This is a genomic window from Caulobacter endophyticus (assembly GCF_003116815.1).
In the GTDB taxonomy this organism is placed as follows: domain Bacteria; phylum Pseudomonadota; class Alphaproteobacteria; order Caulobacterales; family Caulobacteraceae; genus Caulobacter; species Caulobacter endophyticus.
The window spans coordinates 14,003-34,249 of sequence record NZ_QDKQ01000021.1; the positions used below are offsets into that span (position 1 = coordinate 14,003).

The 20,247-nt window shown below is 67.5% G+C and carries 20 protein-coding genes; 15 read left to right on the plus strand and 5 right to left on the minus strand.

The window, feature by feature from the left end; genetic code table 11:
• Positions 1 to 167 precede the first annotated feature (167 nt).
• From DDF67_RS04005 to DDF67_RS04045, 9 genes are all read left to right on the plus strand, one after another.
• Entirely contained in the window at positions 168 to 989 is an 822-nt protein-coding gene (locus DDF67_RS04005) for a flagellin (protein WP_109099651.1), read from the plus strand.
• A 175-nt stretch (positions 990 to 1,164) separates the two neighbouring features.
• Positions 1,165 to 1,443, plus strand: coding sequence for a hypothetical protein (locus DDF67_RS25470; RefSeq protein ID WP_233247535.1), 279 nt, complete (start codon positions 1,165 to 1,167; stop codon positions 1,441 to 1,443).
• 182 nt (positions 1,444 to 1,625) lie between these two features.
• The gene (locus tag DDF67_RS04015) at positions 1,626 to 2,462 is read left to right on the plus strand and encodes a flagellin (protein ID WP_109099653.1); all 837 of its coding nucleotides are present in this window, start codon (positions 1,626 to 1,628) and stop codon (positions 2,460 to 2,462) included.
• A 109-nt stretch (positions 2,463 to 2,571) separates the two neighbouring features.
• The gene (gene pseH, locus DDF67_RS04020; RefSeq protein WP_109099654.1) at positions 2,572 to 3,126 is read left to right on the plus strand and encodes a UDP-4-amino-4,6-dideoxy-N-acetyl-beta-L-altrosamine N-acetyltransferase; all 555 of its coding nucleotides are present in this window, start codon (positions 2,572 to 2,574) and stop codon (positions 3,124 to 3,126) included.
• A gap of 91 nt (positions 3,127 to 3,217) precedes the next feature.
• Positions 3,218 to 6,052, plus strand: coding sequence for a hypothetical protein (locus tag DDF67_RS04025; protein ID WP_109099669.1), 2,835 nt, complete (start codon positions 3,218 to 3,220; stop codon positions 6,050 to 6,052).
• 66 nt (positions 6,053 to 6,118) lie between these two features.
• Positions 6,119 to 6,799 (plus strand): hypothetical protein, encoded by a 681-nt coding sequence (locus DDF67_RS04030; RefSeq protein ID WP_109099655.1) that lies wholly within the window; start codon positions 6,119 to 6,121, stop codon positions 6,797 to 6,799.
• A gap of 14 nt (positions 6,800 to 6,813) precedes the next feature.
• Complete coding sequence (locus DDF67_RS04035) at positions 6,814 to 7,203, plus strand: hypothetical protein (RefSeq protein WP_109099656.1); 390 nt, start codon at positions 6,814 to 6,816, stop codon at positions 7,201 to 7,203.
• A gap of 155 nt (positions 7,204 to 7,358) precedes the next feature.
• The gene (gene ssb, locus DDF67_RS04040) at positions 7,359 to 7,892 is read left to right on the plus strand and encodes a single-stranded DNA-binding protein (protein ID WP_101715735.1); all 534 of its coding nucleotides are present in this window, start codon (positions 7,359 to 7,361) and stop codon (positions 7,890 to 7,892) included.
• A 412-nt stretch (positions 7,893 to 8,304) separates the two neighbouring features.
• Positions 8,305 to 10,623 carry a TonB-dependent receptor family protein gene (locus tag DDF67_RS04045; RefSeq protein WP_408608568.1) on the plus strand — a complete coding sequence of 773 codons (2,319 nt, stop codon included), beginning with the start codon at positions 8,305 to 8,307 and terminating at the stop codon, positions 10,621 to 10,623.
• On the opposite strand, the gene DDF67_RS04050 is transcribed toward DDF67_RS04045, so the two are convergent.
• Genes DDF67_RS04050 through bioF form a run of 3 tightly spaced genes read right to left on the minus strand, consistent with a single transcriptional unit; the run spans position 10,620 to position 13,326 of the window.
• Complete coding sequence (locus DDF67_RS04050) at positions 10,620 to 11,507, minus strand: Gfo/Idh/MocA family protein (RefSeq protein ID WP_109099658.1); 888 nt, start codon at positions 11,505 to 11,507, stop codon at positions 10,620 to 10,622. The genes DDF67_RS04045 and DDF67_RS04050 overlap by 4 nt on opposite strands.
• A gap of 5 nt (positions 11,508 to 11,512) precedes the next feature.
• On the minus strand, positions 11,513 to 12,175 hold the full coding sequence (gene bioD / locus DDF67_RS04055; RefSeq protein ID WP_109099659.1) for a dethiobiotin synthase: 663 nt from the start codon (positions 12,173 to 12,175) through the stop codon (positions 11,513 to 11,515).
• Positions 12,172 to 13,326 carry an 8-amino-7-oxononanoate synthase gene (bioF, locus tag DDF67_RS04060; RefSeq protein WP_109099660.1) on the minus strand — a complete coding sequence of 385 codons (1,155 nt, stop codon included), beginning with the start codon at positions 13,324 to 13,326 and terminating at the stop codon, positions 12,172 to 12,174. The genes bioD and bioF overlap by 4 nt, the downstream gene beginning before the upstream one ends.
• Before the next feature lie 86 nt (positions 13,327 to 13,412).
• Here bioF and DDF67_RS04065 point away from each other — a divergent pair, with 86 nt between their 5' ends.
• Together DDF67_RS04065 and DDF67_RS04070 are read left to right on the plus strand one after the other, a co-directional pair.
• A complete protein-coding gene (locus DDF67_RS04065) occupies positions 13,413 to 14,699 on the plus strand; it encodes an adenosylmethionine--8-amino-7-oxononanoate transaminase (protein WP_109099661.1) in 1,287 nt (428 codons plus the stop codon).
• A gap of 13 nt (positions 14,700 to 14,712) precedes the next feature.
• Positions 14,713 to 15,615, plus strand: coding sequence for a DMT family transporter (locus DDF67_RS04070; protein WP_109099662.1), 903 nt, complete (start codon positions 14,713 to 14,715; stop codon positions 15,613 to 15,615).
• Here DDF67_RS04070 and DDF67_RS04075 read toward each other — a convergent pair.
• Positions 15,612 to 15,860 (minus strand): hypothetical protein, encoded by a 249-nt coding sequence (locus DDF67_RS04075; RefSeq protein ID WP_109099663.1) that lies wholly within the window; start codon positions 15,858 to 15,860, stop codon positions 15,612 to 15,614. The genes DDF67_RS04070 and DDF67_RS04075 overlap by 4 nt on opposite strands.
• Before the next feature lie 18 nt (positions 15,861 to 15,878).
• Positions 15,879 to 16,718: an ATP-binding protein gene (locus DDF67_RS04080; RefSeq protein WP_109099664.1), complete on the minus strand. Its 840-nt coding sequence runs from the start codon at positions 16,716 to 16,718 to the stop codon at positions 15,879 to 15,881.
• A 118-nt stretch (positions 16,719 to 16,836) separates the two neighbouring features.
• Between DDF67_RS04080 and yajC the strand changes: the two genes are divergently transcribed.
• The 4 genes from yajC to DDF67_RS04100 all read left to right on the plus strand — a co-directional run bounded on the left by yajC (position 16,837) and on the right by DDF67_RS04100 (position 20,135).
• Positions 16,837 to 17,145 carry a preprotein translocase subunit YajC gene (gene yajC, locus DDF67_RS04085; protein ID WP_109099665.1) on the plus strand — a complete coding sequence of 103 codons (309 nt, stop codon included), beginning with the start codon at positions 16,837 to 16,839 and terminating at the stop codon, positions 17,143 to 17,145.
• 66 nt (positions 17,146 to 17,211) lie between these two features.
• The gene (gene secD, locus DDF67_RS04090; protein ID WP_109099666.1) at positions 17,212 to 18,804 is read left to right on the plus strand and encodes a protein translocase subunit SecD; all 1,593 of its coding nucleotides are present in this window, start codon (positions 17,212 to 17,214) and stop codon (positions 18,802 to 18,804) included.
• A gap of 12 nt (positions 18,805 to 18,816) precedes the next feature.
• Entirely contained in the window at positions 18,817 to 19,767 is a 951-nt protein-coding gene (gene secF / locus DDF67_RS04095; protein ID WP_109099667.1) for a protein translocase subunit SecF, read from the plus strand.
• A gap of 8 nt (positions 19,768 to 19,775) precedes the next feature.
• Positions 19,776 to 20,135 carry an Mth938-like domain-containing protein gene (locus tag DDF67_RS04100; protein WP_109099670.1) on the plus strand — a complete coding sequence of 120 codons (360 nt, stop codon included), beginning with the start codon at positions 19,776 to 19,778 and terminating at the stop codon, positions 20,133 to 20,135.
• Positions 20,136 to 20,247: the final 112 nt, after the last annotated feature.

A 20,247-nucleotide genomic window follows, 5' to 3' on the forward strand; every position in this document is an offset into this window, starting at 1 on the left:
CCGGTTCAATGTATCCTAAACGAACCTATAACGCCGTAATTTCAATGACTTAAATTTTTCGGGCGGGTGGGCAGGATTGGCCCGGTAGTTGCTTCCTAGTTCAGCGAGCAAAACGCTCCCGGCAGTCAAAATGACGTCGGACAACCTGAAATAGGAACATATTCGTTATGGCGCTGAACAGCATCAACACGAACTCGGGCGCGATGATCGCCCTGCAAAACCTGAACTCGACCAACAGCGAGCTGCAGGTTACGCAACAACGCATCAACACCGGCAAGAAGATCGGCTCGTCCAAGGACAACGGCGCGATCTGGGCCACCGCCAAGAACCAGTCGGCCACCGCTTCCTCGCTCAACGCCGTGAAGGACTCGCTGCAACGCGGTCAGTCCACCATCGACGTCGCGCTGGCGGCCGGCGACACGGTGACCGACCTGCTCGGCAAGATGAAGGAAAAGGCCCTGGCCGCTTCCGACACCTCGCTGAACACGGCTTCGTTCAAGGCGCTGCAGGCTGACTTCACGTCGCTGCGCGACCAGATCACCAAGGCTGTGACCAACGCCAAGTTCAACGGCGCCAGCATCATCGACGGCAAGACCACGAAGCTCAGCTTCCTGGCCAACTCTGACGGCACGGCCATCACCGTGAACGCCAAGACCCTGTCGCTGACCGGCATCGGCCTGAGCACCACCACCACCTTCACGACCGCCGCCGCGGCCAAGACGATGATCACCACCATCGACACGGCCCTGCAGACGGCGACCAACAAGCTGGCTTCGCTGGGCACCAGCTCGACCGGCCTGGACACCCACCTGAACTTCGTCGGCAAGCTGCAAGACAGCCTCGACGCGGGCGTGGGCAACCTGGTCGACGCCGACCTGGCCAAGGAAAGCGCCAAGCTGCAAGCCCTGCAAACCAAGCAGCAGCTGGGCATCCAGGCGCTCTCGATCGCCAACCAGTCGACCGGCACGGTCCTGAGCCTGTTCCGATAAGGGACGAGCAGGGGGCGATCCTTACGGGTCGCCCCCGCCTTTCTCGCGGCCCTGAGCCGGGGAAGGGAGCAAAGAAGGCGCCGCCGCGAAACGGCGGTGATTAGGAGAGATGGAAAACAAGGCCGCGCTGACGGCTCCGGTTCAAGAGCTGCCCGCGCAAAACCAGATCGTTCCCATGACCGTCCCAGGCAAGGCCTCGGACGGCGAAGTCGTTTCCGGCGCCCGTAAGGCTGAGGCGCGCAAGTTCGCAGACCAGAAGGTCGTCGACGACGGCCCCCAGCCTGGCGACCTGCGTCTCGTGATCGAGCAGGATGGCGACAGCGGCGTCTACGTCTACAAGACGGTGGATCGGCGGACGGGCGAGACCCTGAAGCAGTATCCCCGCGAAGACGTGCTGCGGTTCAAGGAAGCGGCCTCCTACGGGCCTGGCGCAATCTACGACGGCCTGACCTAACAGGCCTTCGCGCGTCATGGTTTGCATGCACGCTTGCGGCGCGACGTCGCAGGCGCAACATGGTTTATAAGCGTTAACCATATTCTTACTCCCCGGGCGGCAAGTTCACGGCCGATCCGCTCGGGCGTCGAATCGCGCACCGAGCTCCTTCAAGTCGGCGAGAACGCCGTTCGGAGATCGTGATGACGCTGAGCGTGAACACCAATCAGCCTGCGCTGATCGCCCTGCAGAACCTGAACAAGACCAATGACGAGATGCAGGGCGTCCAGACCCGCATCAACACCGGCCTTGCGATCTCCAGCGCCAAGGACAACGCCGCCGTCTGGTCGATCGCCCAGGACCAGCAGGCCGACCGCTCGGCCCTGGCCTCGGTCAAGATGAGCCTGGACCGCGCCACCTCGATCGCCGACGTGGCCCTGACGGCCGGCGAGTCGGTTTCGGACCTGCTCAACCTGATGCGCGAGAAGGTTGTCGCGGCCAAGGACAGCTCGCTGTCGACCCAGGCGCGCACCGCCCTCAATGCCGACTTCCAGGGCCTGCTCAGCAACCTCACCCAGGTGGTCGACAGCGCCACCTTCGACGGCGCCAACATCCTCGACGGCAGCCAGACCAACGCCATCACCTTCCTGGCCGACGCTGACGCCCAGACGGTCATCTCGCTGAACCTGCAGACCCTGTCGCTGGGCAGCCCGAAGAACAGCCTGCTGGCCGGCGACAGCATCGCCACCCTGACCCAGGCGACCGCGGTGCTGACGCGCCTCGACGCGACCATCGCCACGGTCAACCAGGCCGTCGGTTCGATCGGCTCGCAGGCCAAGCAGATCGACGCCCACAACACCTTCGTCTCCAAGCTGTCGGACGTGCTGGAAACCGGCGTGGGCAACCTTGTCGACGCCGACATGGCCAAGGAAAGCGCCCGCCTGCAGGCCCTGCAGGTGAAGCAGCAGCTGGGCGCCCAGGCCCTGTCGATCGCCAACGGCGCCCCGCAGATCATCCTCTCGCTGTTCGGCAACAGCTGACGCGGACGCTACCGCTACGTAATTGTCATACGAAACGCCGGTCTTTCGCTAGGCCGGCGTTTCTCACGTGGTTACTCTGCCTCCTGCGGCGCAAGAGGATTCGCACGGCATGATCGAACTGCGGGACTTGAGGGACGAGGACGAGGCGGTGCTGTTTCAGTGGCGCGCCGAACCCGAGGTCGACCGCTGGATGTCGGACGCGGCGTTTCCCAGCCACGAGGCGCACGCCGCCTGGTTCGAGGGGCTGCGCAAGGATCCTGACATGGCCGGCTGGATGATCGTGCGCGCCGGCGCGCCGGCCGGGCTGCTGACGTTGACGGGCCTGCAGTCGCACCATCGCCGCGCGGGCTGGAACTGGTTCGTCGGCGCCGCCGACGCCCGTCGTCGCGGGGTAGGGCGGGCGGCCCAGGTGCTGGGGCTCGACCGCGCCTTCAGCGAGCTTGGCCTGCACAAGGTGTTCGCCGAGGTGATGGCCGACAACGACGCGGCCTTGAAGGCCCAGTCGGCCTCGGGCTTCCGCCGCGAGGGCTATCTGCGCGGCCACGTGCTCAAGAACGGCGAGCCGCGCGACGTGGTGCTGCTGGGCATCCTGGCCGAGGAATGGGCCGAACTGCGCGACGAGGCCCGCCGGGCGTTGAGTGACGCCCACCTGATCGCGGCCTGATGGGAAACAATTCACACGTCTTAACGAAACGTCAGCGTTCGTAACCCAAGATTGCCACGCGTGGCGCATTGCGCCGTCTGTGGAAGCGGTCGTGATCACTTTCGACACCAGTTCGCTGCTCAGCTACTACCAGGCCAAGCTTGGTGTGGGCACGGCCGCGTCTGCGCTGTCGACCGGCACGACCTCCACCTCGACCGCCAAGCAGGGCATCCCGGCCGCGCCGTGGACCACGGTGACCACCGAGCCCAGCGACTTGGTCAAGGCCGCGCTGAACGGCCGCAAGTTCGTCGACGAAGGCGCGGCCGAGGCCGCAGCGCCGGGCGTAAAGGGCGACTACAAGAAGCTGTTCTCGGCCTATCAGGCGCTGAACACCCTGACGGCCATCGCCAATCGCGCCAGCGAGAAGAACGTCTCCGACAGCGAGATCAAGCGCCTGCAGACGGCGCTGACCAAGGGGCTGACGGAGCTCACCAACTATATCCAGAACGCCAACACCGACGGCATGCGCCTGACCACCGGCGCGGCCATGACCCAGGACAAGTCCAAGGTCGGCGTACCCAAGAACGTCTACGGCTACGTCACCAACACGCTCTACAGCGGCCAGTTCGACGACGAGGTCCCCGCCTTCAAGGGCGACCAGAAGTTCACGATGTCGGTCACCAAGTTCGGCGAGACCCAGAACCTGACGATGGACCTGGCCGAGATGGGGGCGACGCCGCGGACGATGTCCAACGTGGTCAGCTTCTTCAATGGCAAGCTTCAGGCGGCCGGCTACAACACCACCTTCGCCGTCGAGCGCACGCCGGGCGTGGAGCGCACGACCACGGTCAACGGCCAGACGGTGAAGCTGCCGGCCACCGGCGACGACTTCGCCCTGCGCATTCGCGGCGACTCCATCGAGAAGCTGAACTTCACGGCCCCGGCGGCCAAGCCGGCGGTCTACATCACCACCGAGGCCGGCAATCCCGACCCGGACAAGGACACAAAGACCGACGACGCTGTCATCGAGAACACTCTGACCAAGTACGGCACGGGCTCAGCCGCCGGGACGGCCGGCGCCAAGGTGTTCTCCGACACGCTGGAAGGCACTGTCGCCAAGGTCCACAAGACCGTCACCGGTTCCGACGGCTCGATCTATGTGCTGGCCGACGTCGAAAAGAGCGTCGAGAGCCAGACGATCAAGGGCGACCAGGACGTCGCGCTGCTGAAATACGACTCGGCCGGCAAGCTGCTCTATGCGCGCAGCCTGGGCGCGGCCGACACGGCCACCGGCTATTCGATCGCCGTTTCTGACGACGGCAAGGTCGCCATCGCCGGCTCCGTTGCGGGCACGCTGAACGGCGCCACCACCGGCCCGATCAACTCCGACAGCAACGGCACGGTCACCGACAGCTTCGTGTCGCTGTACGACGCCAACGGCGACGAGGCCTGGACCGTCCGCCGCGGCGGCCTGCTTGAAGACGAAGCCACCGCCGTGGCCTTCGGCGAGGACGGCGTGGTCTATGTAGCCGGCCGCACCAAGTCGGACCTGCCCGGCGCCACGGGATCGGCCTCGCAGGGCGGCTACGACAACTATCTGACGGGCTTCGCCACCGACATCGCCGGCACGCCCAAGGCGCTGTTCACCACCCACTTCGGCAGCGCCGAGAACGACACGGTGTCGGGCCTCGTCGTCGACGGCGGCAAGGTGATCGTGGCCAGCAAGGAAGGCAGCCAGGCCAAGCTGCGCAGCTTCGACGTCGCCACCACCGTGGTCACCGAGAACCGCACGTCGCTGAATTCGGCCGGGATCTATGAGACCAAGGCGGTGACCTACACCAAGGCCGCGACCATGAACGTGGGCGCGGTGCGGGACCTGGGCACGCTGAAGGGCGGCGACATCGCCGGCCTCACGATCGACAACGGCCAGCTCTATGTCGGCGGCTACACCACCAACGGCGAACTGTCGGTGGGCAACGTCACCAAGGCCGCCTCGGGCGGTTCAGATGGCTTCGTGGCCCGCATCTCGCTCGACCTGACCGACACGGCCGACGACACGATGGCCTATTATGGCGGCACGGGCGACGACACCGTCACCGGCATGGCCGTCTCGAACGGACAGGTGTGGCTGGTCGGCGCGGCCGGCAAGGATCTGGCGGGCCTGCCCACCGTCGGCCAGAAGGACGGCTACGTCGCCCAGATCGACATGGACAGCGGCGCGGCCACCTGGGAGCAGCGCCTGACCGGCAAGGACGGCTACGCCACCCCGACCTCGATCGCGGTCGACGCCTCGGGCTCCAGCGCCCTCGACGTCTTCGGACTGCCGCGCGGCGCGATGAACTACGTCCAGTCGGACAAGATCGTCTCGGCCACCTCGGCCCGTCCGGGCGACACCTTCCAGATCCGTACGCGCGAACGCGGGCCGCTGACGACCATCACCATCGGCGCCAACGACACGCTCGAAACCCTGGCCGACAAGATCCGCCGCGCCTCGGGCAGCGCCGCCAAGGTGTCGATCACCAGCGACGGCAACATGCGCAAGCTCTCCATCACGCCGGCGTTCAAGACCTCGACCGTCGAGATCCTGCCCGGCAAGGGCGACAGCAACGTGCTGGACGCCCTGGGCCTGGCGTCGGGCGTGGTGCGCAACACCAAGACCGAGGGCGGCCGCACCGTCTCGGCCGACGGCAAGGGCCCGGTCTACGGCCTCAAGCTTAATCTCGACATGAGCCTGGCCGACGCCGAGTCGCGCGCCACGACCGCCGACCTCCTGAAGTCGGCCACGGCGGCGATCCGCAACGCCTATCGCGAGATGGCCGACATCGCCAACGGGGTGAAGGTCGACAGCTCCTCGACCAAGAGCAACACCACCGGCACGGCGCCGGCCTACCTGACCAACCAGATCGCCAACTACCAGGCCGCGCTCGACCGTCTGACCGGCGGTTGACAATTGTAAGCGTCCCACGGTGCAGCGACGCTTGAAACCGTCACCAACGCGTCGTAGCCAGGGGGTATGGAACTTCTCAAAGACCGACGCGTGCTGCTGGGCGGCGGAGCGGCCCTGGCTGTGATCGCTGGCCTGGGCGTGGCCTTCGCGCTGACGGGCGGCAAGGACCGCAAGCCGGCCGAGGAGCCGCCGGCCTCGCGCGCCGGCCTGATCGTCGAGACCGGCCGTCCCGACGACACCAAGCTCAACGACCCGGCCCGCCCCTTGCGCTGCTTCGTCGGCGGCCAGTTCGTGGGCGAGACCACCCTTGCCGAATGCGCCAAGAAGAACGGCGTGGCCACCGGGGCCCTGGACGTCGGCGTCGACGAGACCGGTGCCCTGGCCGCGGCCGACCAGGCCGGGACCGTGCTGACCCCGCTGCCGCCGCCGACCGTCGCCGCGCCGGTCACGACCGCCCCGACGCCCGCGCCTGCCGGTCCGAGCGCGGCCAGCAGTGCGCCGCTGGCGGTGTGCCAGCGTTATTCCGGCGGCCAGTGGAACAAGCTGCCCGGCGAGATCACCCAGAACGCCTGCATCCAGCAACTCTTCGCCGGCAAGTGCGAGCGCCCGGGCGGGGCCACCTACGGCCGCTGGGGCGACGAGACCCTGCGCCTGCTGCCGGGCCGGGTCGAAGCTTCGTCCGACAACCGCTCGTTCCATCTGGTGGTCGAACAGGCCGCCAACTGCGCCATTCCCAGCGTCGGCTGAGAAGGAGATCCCTGATGCGCCTCTCGCAAGCCGCCGCCGTTCTCGTCCTTGGCCTGTCCGCCGTCGGCCTCTCGGCCTGCGTGAAGCAGACCAAGGCTCCGTTCGACCAGGGCATCTGCAACCACGTCATCCTGAAAGAAGACGGCACGCTGCGGTTCAATCCGGTCGAGCGCAACGTGCCGAACATGGAGACCTGCGCGGCCACGCTTGAAGGCATGCGCATCCGCTTCATGCGCATGGGCCTGCGCCGCGAGGAACTGACCGGCTCCTATCAGGGCAAGTTCATCTTCGTTCAGAAGGAAGGCATCTATCTGGGCGACAGCTACGAGGGCGCCCGGTTCATGTCGCTGGTGCGCACGGGCGATGGCCGCCTGGCCGTGCCGGGCGCAATGCCGCCGCGTTGATCGCTTGAATTGAGCAGGAGAGGGCGGTGGATAACCGCCCTCCGTTCACAGGAACGTTCGCAGAACAAATCTTGCTTTTGATCTTGCTGAGTCGTTAACGTCCTGGCTTCGAGATTCCGGCGCGTTGGGTCGCCGGGCGAGAACAGGGCATCGCCATGGCTGGCAGCGTCAACAAGGTCATCCTCGTCGGCAACCTCGGGGCCGACCCCGAAATCCGCACCCTCAACTCGGGCGACCGCGTCGCCAACCTTCGCATCGCCACGTCCGAGACCTGGCGCGACCGCTCCAGCGGCGAGCGCAAGGAAAAGACCGAGTGGCACCGGGTCGTGATCTTCAACGACAACCTGGTGAAGGTGGCCGAGAGCTACCTGCGCAAGGGCTCGACCGTCTACATCGAGGGCGCCATCCAGACCCGCAAGTGGACCGACCAGCAGGGCCAGGAAAAGTACTCGACCGAAATCGTCCTGCAGAAGTTCCGCGGCGAACTGACCATGCTGGGCGGTCGCGGCGACGGCGCCGGCGCCTCGTCGGGCGGCGGCGGCTATGACGACGGCTACGGCCAGGGCGGCGGTGGCGGCTACGGCGGCGGCCAGGGCGGCGGCAACTTCGGCGGCGGCGCTCCGCGCAGCCAGCCCAGCGGCCCGCGCGAGAGCTTCTCGGCCGACCTGGACGACGAAATCCCGTTCTAAGCGTCCGTCATCGGATGAAATGCGAAAGGCGGCGGCTCCTTGAGGGCCGCCGCCTTTTCTTTGCGCGTTCGGCGCCGGAGCGCGCGGCGCCGGGGCCGACCTGACTGGTTCAAGGCGGCCTTTGGTTTGACCTGAGCTCCGCCAGGCGGTGATGTGCGCAGGACGACGCTCCTTCAAGTCGGAGGCGTCTCGAATTCAGATCCAGGCTCGCCGCGATGATGAGTATGCGCGGCGGCGCGGGTGCGTATTTCATCGCCCTGTCGAGTAACGATGCTTTTGCATATTAAATGATCTCGTTTGTCGCTGGCGGAACCACGAAGAAAAGTGGGCTCCTGTAACGGCGATTTCTGTTTTTTGACCTGCGGTCGGGAGCCAGTCTCGTCGGGGGATCAGAAAGCAGGGGATAGCCGTGATCCGAGTCCAGTCGAACCGTCGTGTGTTCCGTCGTCTGAAGGCCGCCTTGCTTGCGGCGAGCGTCATGGGGGCGGGAGCGCCGGCCCTGGCTGAGGAAGACCCCAAGGGATCGGGCGATACGGTCGACGCGGTCGTCGTCACCGGCAAGCGGGTGTCGGAGGCCAGCGTCGCCATCGGCACGGATCAAGCCACCGCCACCGTCTCGATCACCCGCGAGGCCCTGTTGTCGGCCCCTGCGGGCGTGACGGGCCTGAAGATGCTGGAGAGCCTGCCGGGCTTCAATGTCCAGGCCAACGACGCGCTTGGCATGTACGAGTTCGGCAATTCCGTCTCGGTGCGGGCCTTCAACTTCCAGCAGATCGGCTTCCTGCTCGACGGCATACCTATGGGCCGCAGCGACCAGTTCGGCGGCAGCCCGATCTACCGCTATGTCGACAACGAGAACCTGGCGCGGGTCACGGCCTCGGCCGGGGCCGGCGACGTTTCGCTGCCCAGCTACGCCTCGCTGGGGCCGATCGTCGACTACTTCACCAAGGTCCCGGATGCGGAGGCCGGCGGCTCGATCAGCCAGACCCTGGGCGAGGACAACCTGCGCCGCAGCTTCCTTCGCCTGGAAAGCGGGAGGATCGGCCGGCTGTCGGGCTATGTGGCCGGCTCGTGGATCAAGGGCGACCTGTGGCGCGGCCCGGGCTTCATCAAGCGCGAACACTACGAGGGCAAGTTGGACTATGCTTTCGAGAGCGGCGGGAACCTGACCTTCCAGACCGTTCACAACGACTATTTCGACTACGACTCCCCGTCGATCACCAAGGCCCAGTACGACGGGACGGCGGGCGATCTCTTCGGGCGCAAGGGCAGGGACTTCGCCTATCTCGGCTACGTGCCGAGCCTGCCGGCGACGACGGCGGGCGTGCCTTACTCCAACACCGCCTACAACCAGTACTACAAGTTCGCGGTCAACGCCCGGCAGGACCACCTCTACGGCCTCTCTTTGAACAAGCCGATCGGCGAGGCCTTCGAGATCCGCTCGACGGCCTACTACGAGGACAAGGGCGGCTATGGCGTCTCGCCGGAGGCCTATTCGACCTCGCTGGCCAGCTACAACGCCGAACGCCTGATCGTGGCCGGCCTGACCGCCCCCAAGGGCGTGCAATACGGTCTCTCGGGCGTCGACGGCGTGCGCAAGGGGATCACGGTCGGCGGAACCTGGCGCGCCGGCATCCACACCCTCCAGGCCGGGCTGTGGCTGGAGAAGGACGACTACCACCGCACCCAGGCCCGCTATAACACTGTGGCCGGCCACCCTGACGGCGCGGCGCTGCTGAACGAGCCGGTGCACCTGCAGCGCAACTACACCTCCACCCGCGAGACCACGCAGTTCTTCCTGAAGGACACGGTGCGGCTGCTGGACGACCGGCTGAAGGTGGAACTGGGCTTCAAGGCCACCGACATCGACTACGAGATCGCCGGCTATCGCAATCCGGCCGACTACATCGCCCAGCGCCGGCCCCGCATCACCGACAACTGGAAGGACAGCTTCCTGCCGCAGGTCGGCCTGGTCTATTCGATCAACAGCCGCGACCAGGTGTTCGCCTCATATTCGGAGAACCTGGCCCTGCCGCGCGGCGCCGACGACATCTACTCGGCCGCCAGTCCGAACGTGCCGGGCCCCGACGCCGAGACCTCGCAGAACCTGGAGATCGGCTATCGCGCCAACCGGCCGACCTTCAACGCCTCGTTCGTGGCCTACTACACCGCCTTCGAGAACCGCCTGCAGTCCTATGCCTCCGTCGTGCCGGGCAGCACGACGACCGAGACCTTCTTCCAGAACGTCGGCGGGGTGGAGGCCCACGGCGCCGAGTTCAGCGGCCAGTGGAAGCCCGAGCTGCTGGGCGGCAAGGTCTATTTCAACGCCAATCTTTCGTACAACCGCGCCGAGTTCGAGAACAACTTCGGGACCAGCTTCATCGCCGGCAACACGCTGCCCGACTTTCCGACCTGGCTGTTCCAGGGCGGGGTGACCTGGGAGCCGACCGACTGGGCGTTGGTCAATGTCTCGGCTCGCCACCTCAGCGACCGCTACACCAACTTCACCAACACCGAGAAGACCGACGGCTACACAGTCTGGAACGCCTATGTGGATCTGGGCGACGGCTTTGGCGTCGGGCCGCTGAAACAGGTGAAGGCCCGTATCAACGTCGACAATATCTTCGACGAGGACTACCTGGGCACGATCAGCACCACTGTGAACACCGCCGCCACCTTCCGTCCGGGCTCGCACCGGACCTTCCAGGTGACGCTGTCGGCCGACTTCTAGGCCGAGAGTTCGGCAACGACCCGCTCGCACAGGCGGTGGGTCTCCAGGGCGTCGAGGGCCGACAGGCGTCGGTCCTCGCGCACGGCGGCCAGGAAGGCCTCGATCATCGCCTCGAAGCCGCGCTGGCGAGCCACCGTGGCCCAGTCGCCGCGGCGCGTCACGTGCTCGCCGCCGGCGTAGTCGGTGACCTCGGCCAGGTTGACGATCCGCCGCTTGGCGCCGGCGCCCATCACCTCCAGCACCTCCTCGTTGGCGCCGCTGTCGCGGTTCATGATCCCGACGGCGTCGAGGCCGGGGCCGGCAAGGTGCAGCATCACGTGCTGGAGCAGGTCGCCTGCGACGCGGCCCGAGACCCGCGCATCTGTCGCGCCGGGCGCCAGGAAGCGCAAGGAATCGACCACGTGTATGAAATCGTCGAAGACCGTGCGCCGCACGGCGTCGGCGTGACCCGTCCGGTTCTTCTGCATCAGCACGAACGGCGCCTTCAGCGTGGCCGCCTCGGCCTGGGCGGGCGCGTAACGGCGGTTGAAGCCGACCATAAGCGACACGCCGTGCGTCTCGGCCAGATCGACCACGCTCTCGCAGGCCTCCAGCGTGTCGGCGATCGGCTTGTCGACCAGGGTCGGCACGCCGGCCTCGACCAGGCGCGTGACGATTGTGGGGTGGACCTCGGTGGCGGCGTGGACGAAGGCCGCGTCGACGCCCTGGGCCAGCGCCTCGTCCAGGTCGGCGTGCAGGCGGTCCACCCGCCAGGCCACGCCTAGTTCGTCGAGCGTGGCGGCGTTGCGGGTGACGAAGGCCAGCTGAACGTCCGGCCGGGTTCCCAGAACCGGCAGGTAGGCTTTGCGGGCGATGTCGCCCAGGCCGATCATCGCCACCCGCATATGCTTCAAAGCCCCTTGGCCAGATGTTCCGCCAGCGCCGATGCGTCCCAATGTTCGGCGCGGGGCGCAAGGAAGATCGGGGTCTCGCGCTCGAAGGCCCCCAGGGCGTCGGCGGTCTGGACGAGGTCGGGCGCGTCGAGGCTCTCGCTCATGACGATGGCGGCGATGGTCGCGCCCCGGGCGCGCAGGGCCACCAGGGCGGTCAGCACATGGCTGATCGTGCCGAGATAGGAGCCGGCGATCAGCAGCACAGGCAGGTCGAGCGTGGCGATCAGGTCGAGGTTGGTGGCGTCGTCGGTCAGCGGAGACATCACCCCGCCGGCGCCTTCGACCAGCATCAGGTCGTGGTCGCCGGCCAGGGCGGCGCGGCAGTCGGCGACGAGGTCCTCCAGGGCGAGCGTGTCGCCCTCCAGCCGCGCGGCCAGGTTCGGGGCCACCGGCGCCAGATAGCGGCGCGGCGAGATGCGGGGCAGGGCGGCCGGGTCGCCCAAGGCGTTCGCCAGACGGGCAGGATCGCTGCTCGACGGATCGGCCGGATCGAAGCCGCTGACCACCGGCTTGAAGGCGTCCACGGCCAGGCCCCTGGCCTTCAGGACCCGGATCAGGGTGCAGGCGACATGGGTCTTGCCTATGTCGGTGCCGGTTCCGGCGACGAACAGGGCGCTCATGCCTTGGCCCCCAAATAGGGGCGGACGAGGGCGGCCAGACGCAGGATCTCGTCGTCCGGGTGCTCGGCGCTGAAGGCCAGGCGAAGGCGGGCGGCGCCGGCCGGTACGGTCGGAGGGCGGATGGCCACGACGAGGAAACCTTCGGCCTCCAGGGCGGCAGAGGCGGCCAGGGCGGCGTCGGCTTCGCCGAGGATCACAGGCACGATCGGGCTTTCGGCGCGAGGCAGGCCTGCGGCCTGCGTGAACAGTCGCGCCTTGCGCAGGGGCTCGGCGGCGAAGGCGGGGTCGGCTTCGATCAGGTCCAGGGCGGCGAGGGCGGCGGCGGCGGAGGCCGGCGGCAGGCCGGTGGTGTAGACGATCGTGCGAGCCCGGGTCTTGAGGAAGTCGACCGCGCTTTGCGAGCCGCATAGATAGCCGCCGTACGAGCCCAGAGCCTTGGACAGCGTGCCCATCTGCAGCGGGATTTCGGCGTCGGGGAACAGGGCGGCCGCGCCCTTGCCGCCGCCCAGTACGCCCACGCCATGGGCGTCGTCGACCAGCAGCCAGGCGTCGTTGGCCTCGCAGACGGCCGACAGCCAGTCCAGCGGCGCCACGTCGCCGTCCATCGAGAACACCCCGTCGGTGGCCACGATGGCGTGGCGGAAGCTGGCGCGATGCTCGGCCAGCAGTTCGGCCAGGGCGTCGCTGTCGTTGTGCGGGAAGCTGACCACCTTGGCGCCGGAAAGCTGCGCCCCGGCCCAGATGCAGGCGTGGGCCAGCTCATCGACGAACACCACGTCCTGCTTGCCCGCAAAGGTCGGGATCACCCCGGTGTTGGCCAGGTAGCCCGAACCGAACACCACGCAGGCCTGGGTCCCTTTGAGGCGGGCCAGGCGCGCCTCCAGTTCCTCGATCAATGGATTGTCGCCGGTGACCAGGCGCGAGGCTCCCGAGCCCGCGCCATGCGCGGCCACGGCGGCCTGGGCGGCGGCGATCACGGCCGGGTGCTGCGACAGGCCCAGATAGTCGTTGCACGAAAAGGACAGCAGGCGCCTGCCGTCTCGCTCCACGAACGCGCCGGGCAGGCGGCGGGTGGGCTTGAGGCGGCGGCGCAGGCTCATGGCCTCCAGGGCCGCGAGCTTGCCGCTCGCGAAGGCGTCCAGACTGTGCATTCCGATTCCTGTGCCCAGATTCCGATTTGCTCCGGGGCCGGCACGCTCTAGGCAAGCGGCCCCTCCGGCGCAACGAAAGGATCGCCATGACCACCCCAGACTGGCTCGCTGAAGGCGCCAAGCATGTGTGGCGGCCCTACTGCCAGATGAAGACGGCCCCGGCGCCGCTTCCGGTGGTGCGCACCCACGGCTCGCGGATCGTGCTGGAGGACGGGCGTGAGCTGGTCGACGGCATCGCCAGCTGGTGGACGGCGGTGCACGGCTACAACCATCCCCGCATCGCCGCCGCCGTGCGCGCGCAGCTGGAGGCCATGCCGCACGTGATGTTCGGCGGCCTGGCGCACGAGCCGGCCTATCGGCTGGCCGCGCGTCTGGCGGAGATCCTGCCCGGCGAACTCGACCACGTGTTCTTCGCCGAGTCGGGGTCGGTCTCGGTCGAGATCGCCATGAAGATGGCGCTGCAGTTCCACATCAATCGCGGCGAGACCGGCCGCACGCGCTTCCTGTCGTTCCGCGGCGGCTATCACGGCGACACCCTGGCGACGATGACGGTCTGCGATCCGGAGGAGGGGATGCACAGCCTGTTCTCGGGCGTGATGCCGAGCCAGGTGATCGCCGACCTGCCGCTGGACGAGGCCTCGGAGGCCGCACTCGACGCCCTGCTCGCCGAGCGGGGCGGGGAAATCGCCGCCATGCTGACCGAGCCCCTGGTGCAGGGTGCCGGCGGCATGCTGTTCCACGATCCTGAAGTCCTGCGCCGCCTGCGCCGGCTGGCCGACAAGCACGGCGTGCTACTGATCTTCGACGAGATCTTCACCGGCTTTGGCCGCACGGGTGAGCTTTTCGCCATGCAGGCGGCGGGGATCGAGCCCGACATCGTCACCCTGTCCAAGGCCCTGACCGGCGGGACGCTGCCGCTCTCGGCCGCCGTGGCCTCGCGCAAGGTGTTCGAGGCCTTCTGGTCCGACGACGCCGGCGCGGCCCTGATGCACGGGCCGACCTACATGGGCAACGCCCTGGCTTGCGCCGCCGCCAACGCCTCGCTCGACCTGTTCGAGGCCGGCAGCTGGAAGACCGACGTGGCGCGGGTTTCGGCGGCCTTGAGGGAGGGGCTGGAACCTTGCCGCAACGCGCCGGGCGTCGTCGACGTGCGGGTGCTGGGGGCGATCGGCGTGGTCGAGTTCGCCTCGCCGGTGGCCGTCGGCGCACTGTGCCAGGCCTTCGCCGAGAAGGGCGCCTGGATCCGGCCCATGGGCAAGGTGGTCTACCTGACCCCGGCCTACACGACGCCGGAAAGCGACCTTGAAATCCTGCTGTCGGCCATTCGTGAGGTTGTCGGAGCCGGTGGGGTTGAAGGAAGCGGCGGGGTCTGATCCAAGCGGGACCATGTCCGCGTCCACCGGCCCCCTGACGAGCATCGAACGCCTGGCGATCCTGGCGATCATCCTGACCTGGGGGCTGAACAACGCCGCGGCCAAGTTCGCCACCGCCGCCCTGCCGCCGATGATGGTTGGCGGCCTGCGCTTCGCTCTGGCCCTGGCCTTCCTGTTTCCCTTCGTGCGGCCGCCGTTTCCCAGCTGGAAGCGGCTGCTGCTGATCGTGCTGCTGTCTGGGCCGATCCATTTCGCCCTGATCTACATCGCCTTCGGCATGGCCCAGTCGCTGAGCCCGCTGGTGGTGGCCACCCAGCTGTGGATCCCGTTCACGGCCCTGTTCGCCTGGCGCATGCTGGGCGAGACCATGCGGGTCCCCGCGGTGATCGGCCTGGCCGTGGCCTTCGCCGGCGTGGCCTGGATGAGCCTCGACCCGCACGGCGCGGCCGAGCTGCCGGCCATTGCGCTGGGCGTGATCGCCGCCGCCATCTGGGCCGTCGCCACCGTGCTGGTGCGCAAGAGTCCGGGCGTGAAGCCGCTGAAGGTGCAGGGCATGACGGCCCTGGTCGCCGCGCCGATCCTGATCGCCATGTCCTTCGCCTTCGAGGACGACGTCGTGGCCAAGGTCTCGACCGCGCCGCCGCTGGCCTGGGCCTGCGTGGTGTTCGCTGGCGTGGTCTCGACCATCGGGGCCAGCGCCCTGCTGTTCTGGCTCGTTCAGCGGCGCGAGCCGGGGCGGGTGACGCCCTATTTCCTGCTGACGCCGCTGGTCTCGTGCACCATTGGGGTGCTGTTCATGGGCGACGCCTTGTCGCCGCAACTGGTCATCGGCGGCGGCGCGACCATGGTCGGCGTGGCGCTGGTCGCCCTGACCGAGAAGAAGGCGCCGGCGGCGACCAGCGGCGATCCGGCCTAGTCTTCGTCGCCGTCGCGCCACCGCCAGGGCGCGTCGCTCTTCCAGCGGGCGACCAGCATCACCACCAGCGTGATGACCACGACGAACACGCCGACCAGGCGCGGATGGGCCTTGCCGTAGAGGGCGGCCGAGGCCAGCAGCAGTCCCAGATAGAGGGCGAGGACGGCCCAGCCTTCCCAACTGCAGGGCGGTCCCGCGCCATAGCCATGACGCTTGACCCTGAACCACGGCTTGCCGTCGGCCACGTTTCCCCCCGGAAATTGTTATCCGGGCAAGCGTACGCCCAGTTCGCCGGCGAGGTCGCGGACAAATTGCCACGCTACCCGACCCGAGCGGGCGCCGCGCAGCTGCGACCATTGCAGGGCCCGGCGCTCAAGGTTCTCGACCTGCAGGCCGAAGCGTTCGGCATAGGTGTTGATCGCCGCCAGATAGGTCGGCTGGTCCATGGGGGGGAAGCCGATCCAGAGGCCGAAGCGGTCGGAGACGCTCATCTCCTCCTCGGCGTTCTCGGCCGAGGCGATGGCGCCCTGGCTCTCGGCGTGGTCGCGGGGCATCAGGTGGCGGCGGTTCGAGGTGGCCACGAACAGCACGTTTTCGGGCGGACCGGCCACGCCGCCCTCCAGCGCCGACTTCAGCGCCTTGGCCGCTGCCGCGCCGTCCTCGAAGGAAAGATCGTCGCACAGCACCACGAAGCGTTCGGTGCGCGTGCGCAGGGCGTCGAACAGCGGCGGCAGGGCGGCGACCTCGTCGCGATCCACCTCGACCAGCTTCAGGTCCGGATATTCGGCGGCCAGGGCCATGAAGGCCGACTTGGTCAGCGAGCTCTTGCCCGTGCCGCGCACGCCCCACAGCAACACGTGGTTGCAGGGCAGGCCGGTGGCGAACCGGCGCAGGTTCTGCAGGAAACGCTCCTTCTGGCGCTCGATGCCGACCAGCAGCTCGATGTCCATGGCGTAGTCGGGGGCTGGCAGGAAGGCGCCGGACACAGGCTCATGCCGGAAGAGACGCGCGTCGTCGAAGCTTTGGGCGACAGGGGCGGGCGGCGCCAGGCGATCCAGGGCGTCGGCGATGCGGGCGAGCAGGGGCAGGGCGGCTTCGGTCATGGCAACGCTCCTAACGCCCTCGCGCCCTCATTGCAAAAGAGGAGGTGAACGCATAGCTTCCGCCGACTTGGCCGGGCCCCATTTGAGGGCCCGCCCGCAGATATTTTTTGGAGTCGTCATGGATCCCGCCCTGCAACAGCAGATCATGGGCATCGCCCCGATCATCCTGATGGTCGTGCTGTTCTACTTCATGCTGATCCGTCCGCAGCAGAAGCGTCAGAAGGAACACCTCGCCACGCTCGCCAACATCAAGCGCGGCGACAGCGTCGTTCTGTCCAGCGGCGTGATCGGCAAGGTCGTGCGGGTGGAAGAAAAGGAAGTCGGCGTCGAGATCGCCCAAGGCGTCACGGTGAAGGTCCGCAAGGGCATGATCACCGAAGTCACGGCCAAGGGCGAACCGGCCCCGGCCAACGACCCGAAGAACTGAGCTTTAAGTCTAGCTCGTACCTAGCCCGCCCTGGCGCCTTTGGCGTCGTCGAGAGCCTCGTAGTCCATGCTGAGCCTATCCCGCTGGAAGATTGTCCTCGTCACCCTGTCGGTGATCTTCGGCATCGTCTTCACAATGCCGAATCTTCTGCCGCAGAAGACGCTAGACGCTTTGCCGGGATGGGTTCCCAAGCAGAAGCTGAACCTGGGCCTCGACCTCCAGGGCGGGTCGTACCTTCTTTATGAGGTCGACACCGCTCAACTGCGCAAGGAGCGCCTCGACAATCTGGTCGAGGACGCCCGCAACACGCTGCGCAACGCGGGAATCAGCTTCAACGGCCTTGCCGTGACCAACGGCGTGGTCGGTGTCCGCATCGATGACGCCGGCAAGGTCAACGCCGCCGTCGCCGAGCTGCGCAAGCTGGGCAGCCCGCTGCAGAGCGGCGTGGGCACGGACCTGAACGTCTCGACCAAGGCCGACCAGCGCATCGAGCTGGCCTTCTCTCCGGAAGCCGCCCGCGCCGACGCCTCCAAGGCCGTCGAGCAGTCGATCGAGACCATCCGTCGCCGTATCGACAGCCTCGGCACCAAGGAGCCGACGATCACCCGCCAGGGCGCGGACCGCATCGTCATCCAGGCTGCCGGCGAAAGCGATCCGGAACGCCTGAAGGCCGTCATCGGCAAGACCGCCAAGCTGACCTTCCAGATGGTCGACGAGACGGTCACCCAGGAAGAGATGGCTTCGGGGCGCATGCCTCCGGGCACGGTGCTGGTGGCCGGCGACGACTTCCAGCCCTACTACGCCCTGAAGAAGCGCGCCGTCGTCTCGGGCGAGGAGCTGGTCGACGCCCAGCAGGCCTTCGACGGCCAGAGCGGTCGCCCCGTGGTGTCGTTCCGCTTCAACGGTTCGGGCGCGCGCAAGTTCGGCGACGCCACCTCGCGCAACATCGGCAAGCGCTTCGCCATCGTCCTCGACAACAAGGTCATCTCGGCCCCGACCATCCAGACGCCGATCCTCGGCGGTTCGGGCCAGATCACCGGCAGCTTCACCGTCGAAAGCGCCAGCGAGCTGTCGCTGCTGCTGCGCTCGGGCGCGCTGCCGGCCCAGCTGAACATCGAAGAGCAACGCACCGTCGGCGCCGAACTGGGCGCGGACGCCGTCAAGGCCGGCGCCATCTCGCTGGCCATCGGCGCGGCGGCGATGTTCGTCTTCATCATCCTGGCCTACGGCCTGTTCGGCGTGTTCGCGGCCTTGGCCCTGGTGGCCAACGTGCTGCTGATCGTCGGCATCATGTCGTTCAGCCAGGCGACCCTGACCTTCCCCGGCATCGCCGGCCTGATCCTCACGCTCGCCGTCGCCGTCGACGCCAACGTGCTGATCTACGAACGGATGCGGGACGAGGCCGCGGCGGGGAGGTCGCCCATGTCGGCGGCCGACACCGGCTACAAGCTGGCCCTGGTGTCGATCCTCGACGCCAACATCACCAGCCTGATCTCGGCAGGCATCATGTTCAGCTTCGGCTCGGGCCCGGTGAAGGGCTTTGCCTGGACCCTCGCAATCGGCGTGTTCACTTCGTTGTTCACCGCCATCATCATCACTCAAGTGCTCATCGGTTGGTGGTTCAAGGTCGCCAAGCCGAAGAAGCTGCCGATCGCGTAAGGATCAAAGCTCATGGCTGCTTGGCCCCTCATCCGCCTGATCCCGCGCTCGACCCACTTCCGCTTCGTGCGCTGGGCGCCCGTCGCCGCCGTCTTTTCGCTGATCCTGATCCTAGGCTCCGGCGTGTCGTTCTTCACCCAGGGCCTGAACCTGGGCATCGACTTCAAGGGCGGCGTCGCCCTCGAAGCCCGCATGCCCACGGCCATCGACCTCGACGATCTGCGCAAGGTGGCCAAGTCCACCGGCGCGCATGACGTCCAGGTCCAGGGCTTCGGCTCGCCCAACTCGGCGATGATCCGCTTCCTGCCGACCGAGGGCGTCAACGCCAACGTCGAGGCCAACCGGATCAAGACCGAGATCATCGCCAAGTTCCCCGGCATGACCATGCCGGCGCCGACCGTCATCGGCGCCAAGGTCTCGGGCGAACTGCTGATGGGCGGCTTCAAGGCGCTCGGCATCGCCCTGCTGCTGATGCTCGGCTACATCTGGTTCCGCTTCCAGTGGCAGTTCGCCGTCGGCGCCGTCGTGGCCGTGTTCCACGACATCATCCTGACCCTGGGCATCCTGTCGGTGATGCAGATCGAGTTCTCGATGACCTCGGTCGCGGCCCTGCTGACGGTCATCGGCTACTCGATGAACGAAAAGGTCATCACCTTCGACCGCCTCAAGGAAAACCTGCGCAAGTACAAGACCACGCCGCTGCGCGAGATCATCGACCTGTCGGAGAACGAGCGTCTGTCGCGGACGATCATCACCGGCTCGACGGCGCTGCTGGCGCTGGGCGGCACGATGATCTTCGGCGGGCCGGTGCTGTTCCCGCTGGTCTTCACCATGGTGTTCGGCATCGCCATCGGCACCTATTCGTCGATCTACATCGCTCTGCCCCTGATCCTGGTCTGGGGCGTCAAGCGCGGCGATGAAGAGGCCAAGCCGGTCAAGCTCGGCGCGGCCAGCCAGCCGTGAGCCAGGCGCTGACCCCGCGCCAGCCCCCGTCGATCGACGCCTGGGGCGGCGGCGGCTTCAGGGTCTCGGGCGTCTGGCGGCCCGGTTCGCTGCTGGTCATCGACGACCAGCCGCAGGACTGGGCGGTCACGAGCCTGGCCGACCTGACGCCGGAGGCCTTCGCCCAGGTGTTCGCCGCCGGCGGCGCGGTCGAGTTCGTGCTGCTGGGCGTGGGTCTGGCCAACGCCTTGCCGCCGCGCCCGGTGCGTGACGCCCTGAAGGCCGCGGGCCTTGGTCTGGAGTTCATGAGCACCGAGGCGGCGGCTCGCACCTACAACGTCCTGGCCAGCGAAGGCCGGCGACTGGCGGCGGCGCTGATCGCGGTCTAGGTGTCGAAGCTATGAAGGTTGTTCACCCGGGGCGGTGCTGAGAGGCTGGGGTTGCGAAGCGCCAAACTCTAGCCCGGAGGCCCCGGATGAACGTGCATGAGAATGCGCGGCT

Coding starts and splice junctions, on each gene's coding strand:
- DDF67_RS04005 (WP_109099651.1), top strand. CDS start 168: ATGGCGCTGAACAGCATCAACACGAACTCGGGCGCGATGATCGCCCTG.
- DDF67_RS25470 (WP_233247535.1), top strand. CDS start 1,165: ATGACCGTCCCAGGCAAGGCCTCGGACGGCGAAGTCGTTTCCGGCGCC.
- DDF67_RS04015 (WP_109099653.1), top strand. CDS start 1,626: ATGACGCTGAGCGTGAACACCAATCAGCCTGCGCTGATCGCCCTGCAG.
- pseH (WP_109099654.1), top strand. CDS start 2,572: ATGATCGAACTGCGGGACTTGAGGGACGAGGACGAGGCGGTGCTGTTT.
- DDF67_RS04030 (WP_109099655.1), top strand. CDS start 6,119: ATGGAACTTCTCAAAGACCGACGCGTGCTGCTGGGCGGCGGAGCGGCC.
- DDF67_RS04035 (WP_109099656.1), top strand. CDS start 6,814: ATGCGCCTCTCGCAAGCCGCCGCCGTTCTCGTCCTTGGCCTGTCCGCC.
- ssb (WP_101715735.1), top strand. CDS start 7,359: ATGGCTGGCAGCGTCAACAAGGTCATCCTCGTCGGCAACCTCGGGGCC.
- DDF67_RS04050 (WP_109099658.1), bottom strand. CDS start 11,507: ATGCGGGTGGCGATGATCGGCCTGGGCGACATCGCCCGCAAAGCCTAC.
- bioD (WP_109099659.1), bottom strand. CDS start 12,175: ATGAGCGCCCTGTTCGTCGCCGGAACCGGCACCGACATAGGCAAGACC.
- bioF (WP_109099660.1), bottom strand. CDS start 13,326: ATGCACAGTCTGGACGCCTTCGCGAGCGGCAAGCTCGCGGCCCTGGAG.
- DDF67_RS04065 (WP_109099661.1), top strand. CDS start 13,413: ATGACCACCCCAGACTGGCTCGCTGAAGGCGCCAAGCATGTGTGGCGG.
- DDF67_RS04070 (WP_109099662.1), top strand. CDS start 14,713: ATGTCCGCGTCCACCGGCCCCCTGACGAGCATCGAACGCCTGGCGATC.
- DDF67_RS04080 (WP_109099664.1), bottom strand. CDS start 16,718: ATGACCGAAGCCGCCCTGCCCCTGCTCGCCCGCATCGCCGACGCCCTG.
- yajC (WP_109099665.1), top strand. CDS start 16,837: ATGGATCCCGCCCTGCAACAGCAGATCATGGGCATCGCCCCGATCATC.
- secD (WP_109099666.1), top strand. CDS start 17,212: ATGCTGAGCCTATCCCGCTGGAAGATTGTCCTCGTCACCCTGTCGGTG.
- secF (WP_109099667.1), top strand. CDS start 18,817: ATGGCTGCTTGGCCCCTCATCCGCCTGATCCCGCGCTCGACCCACTTC.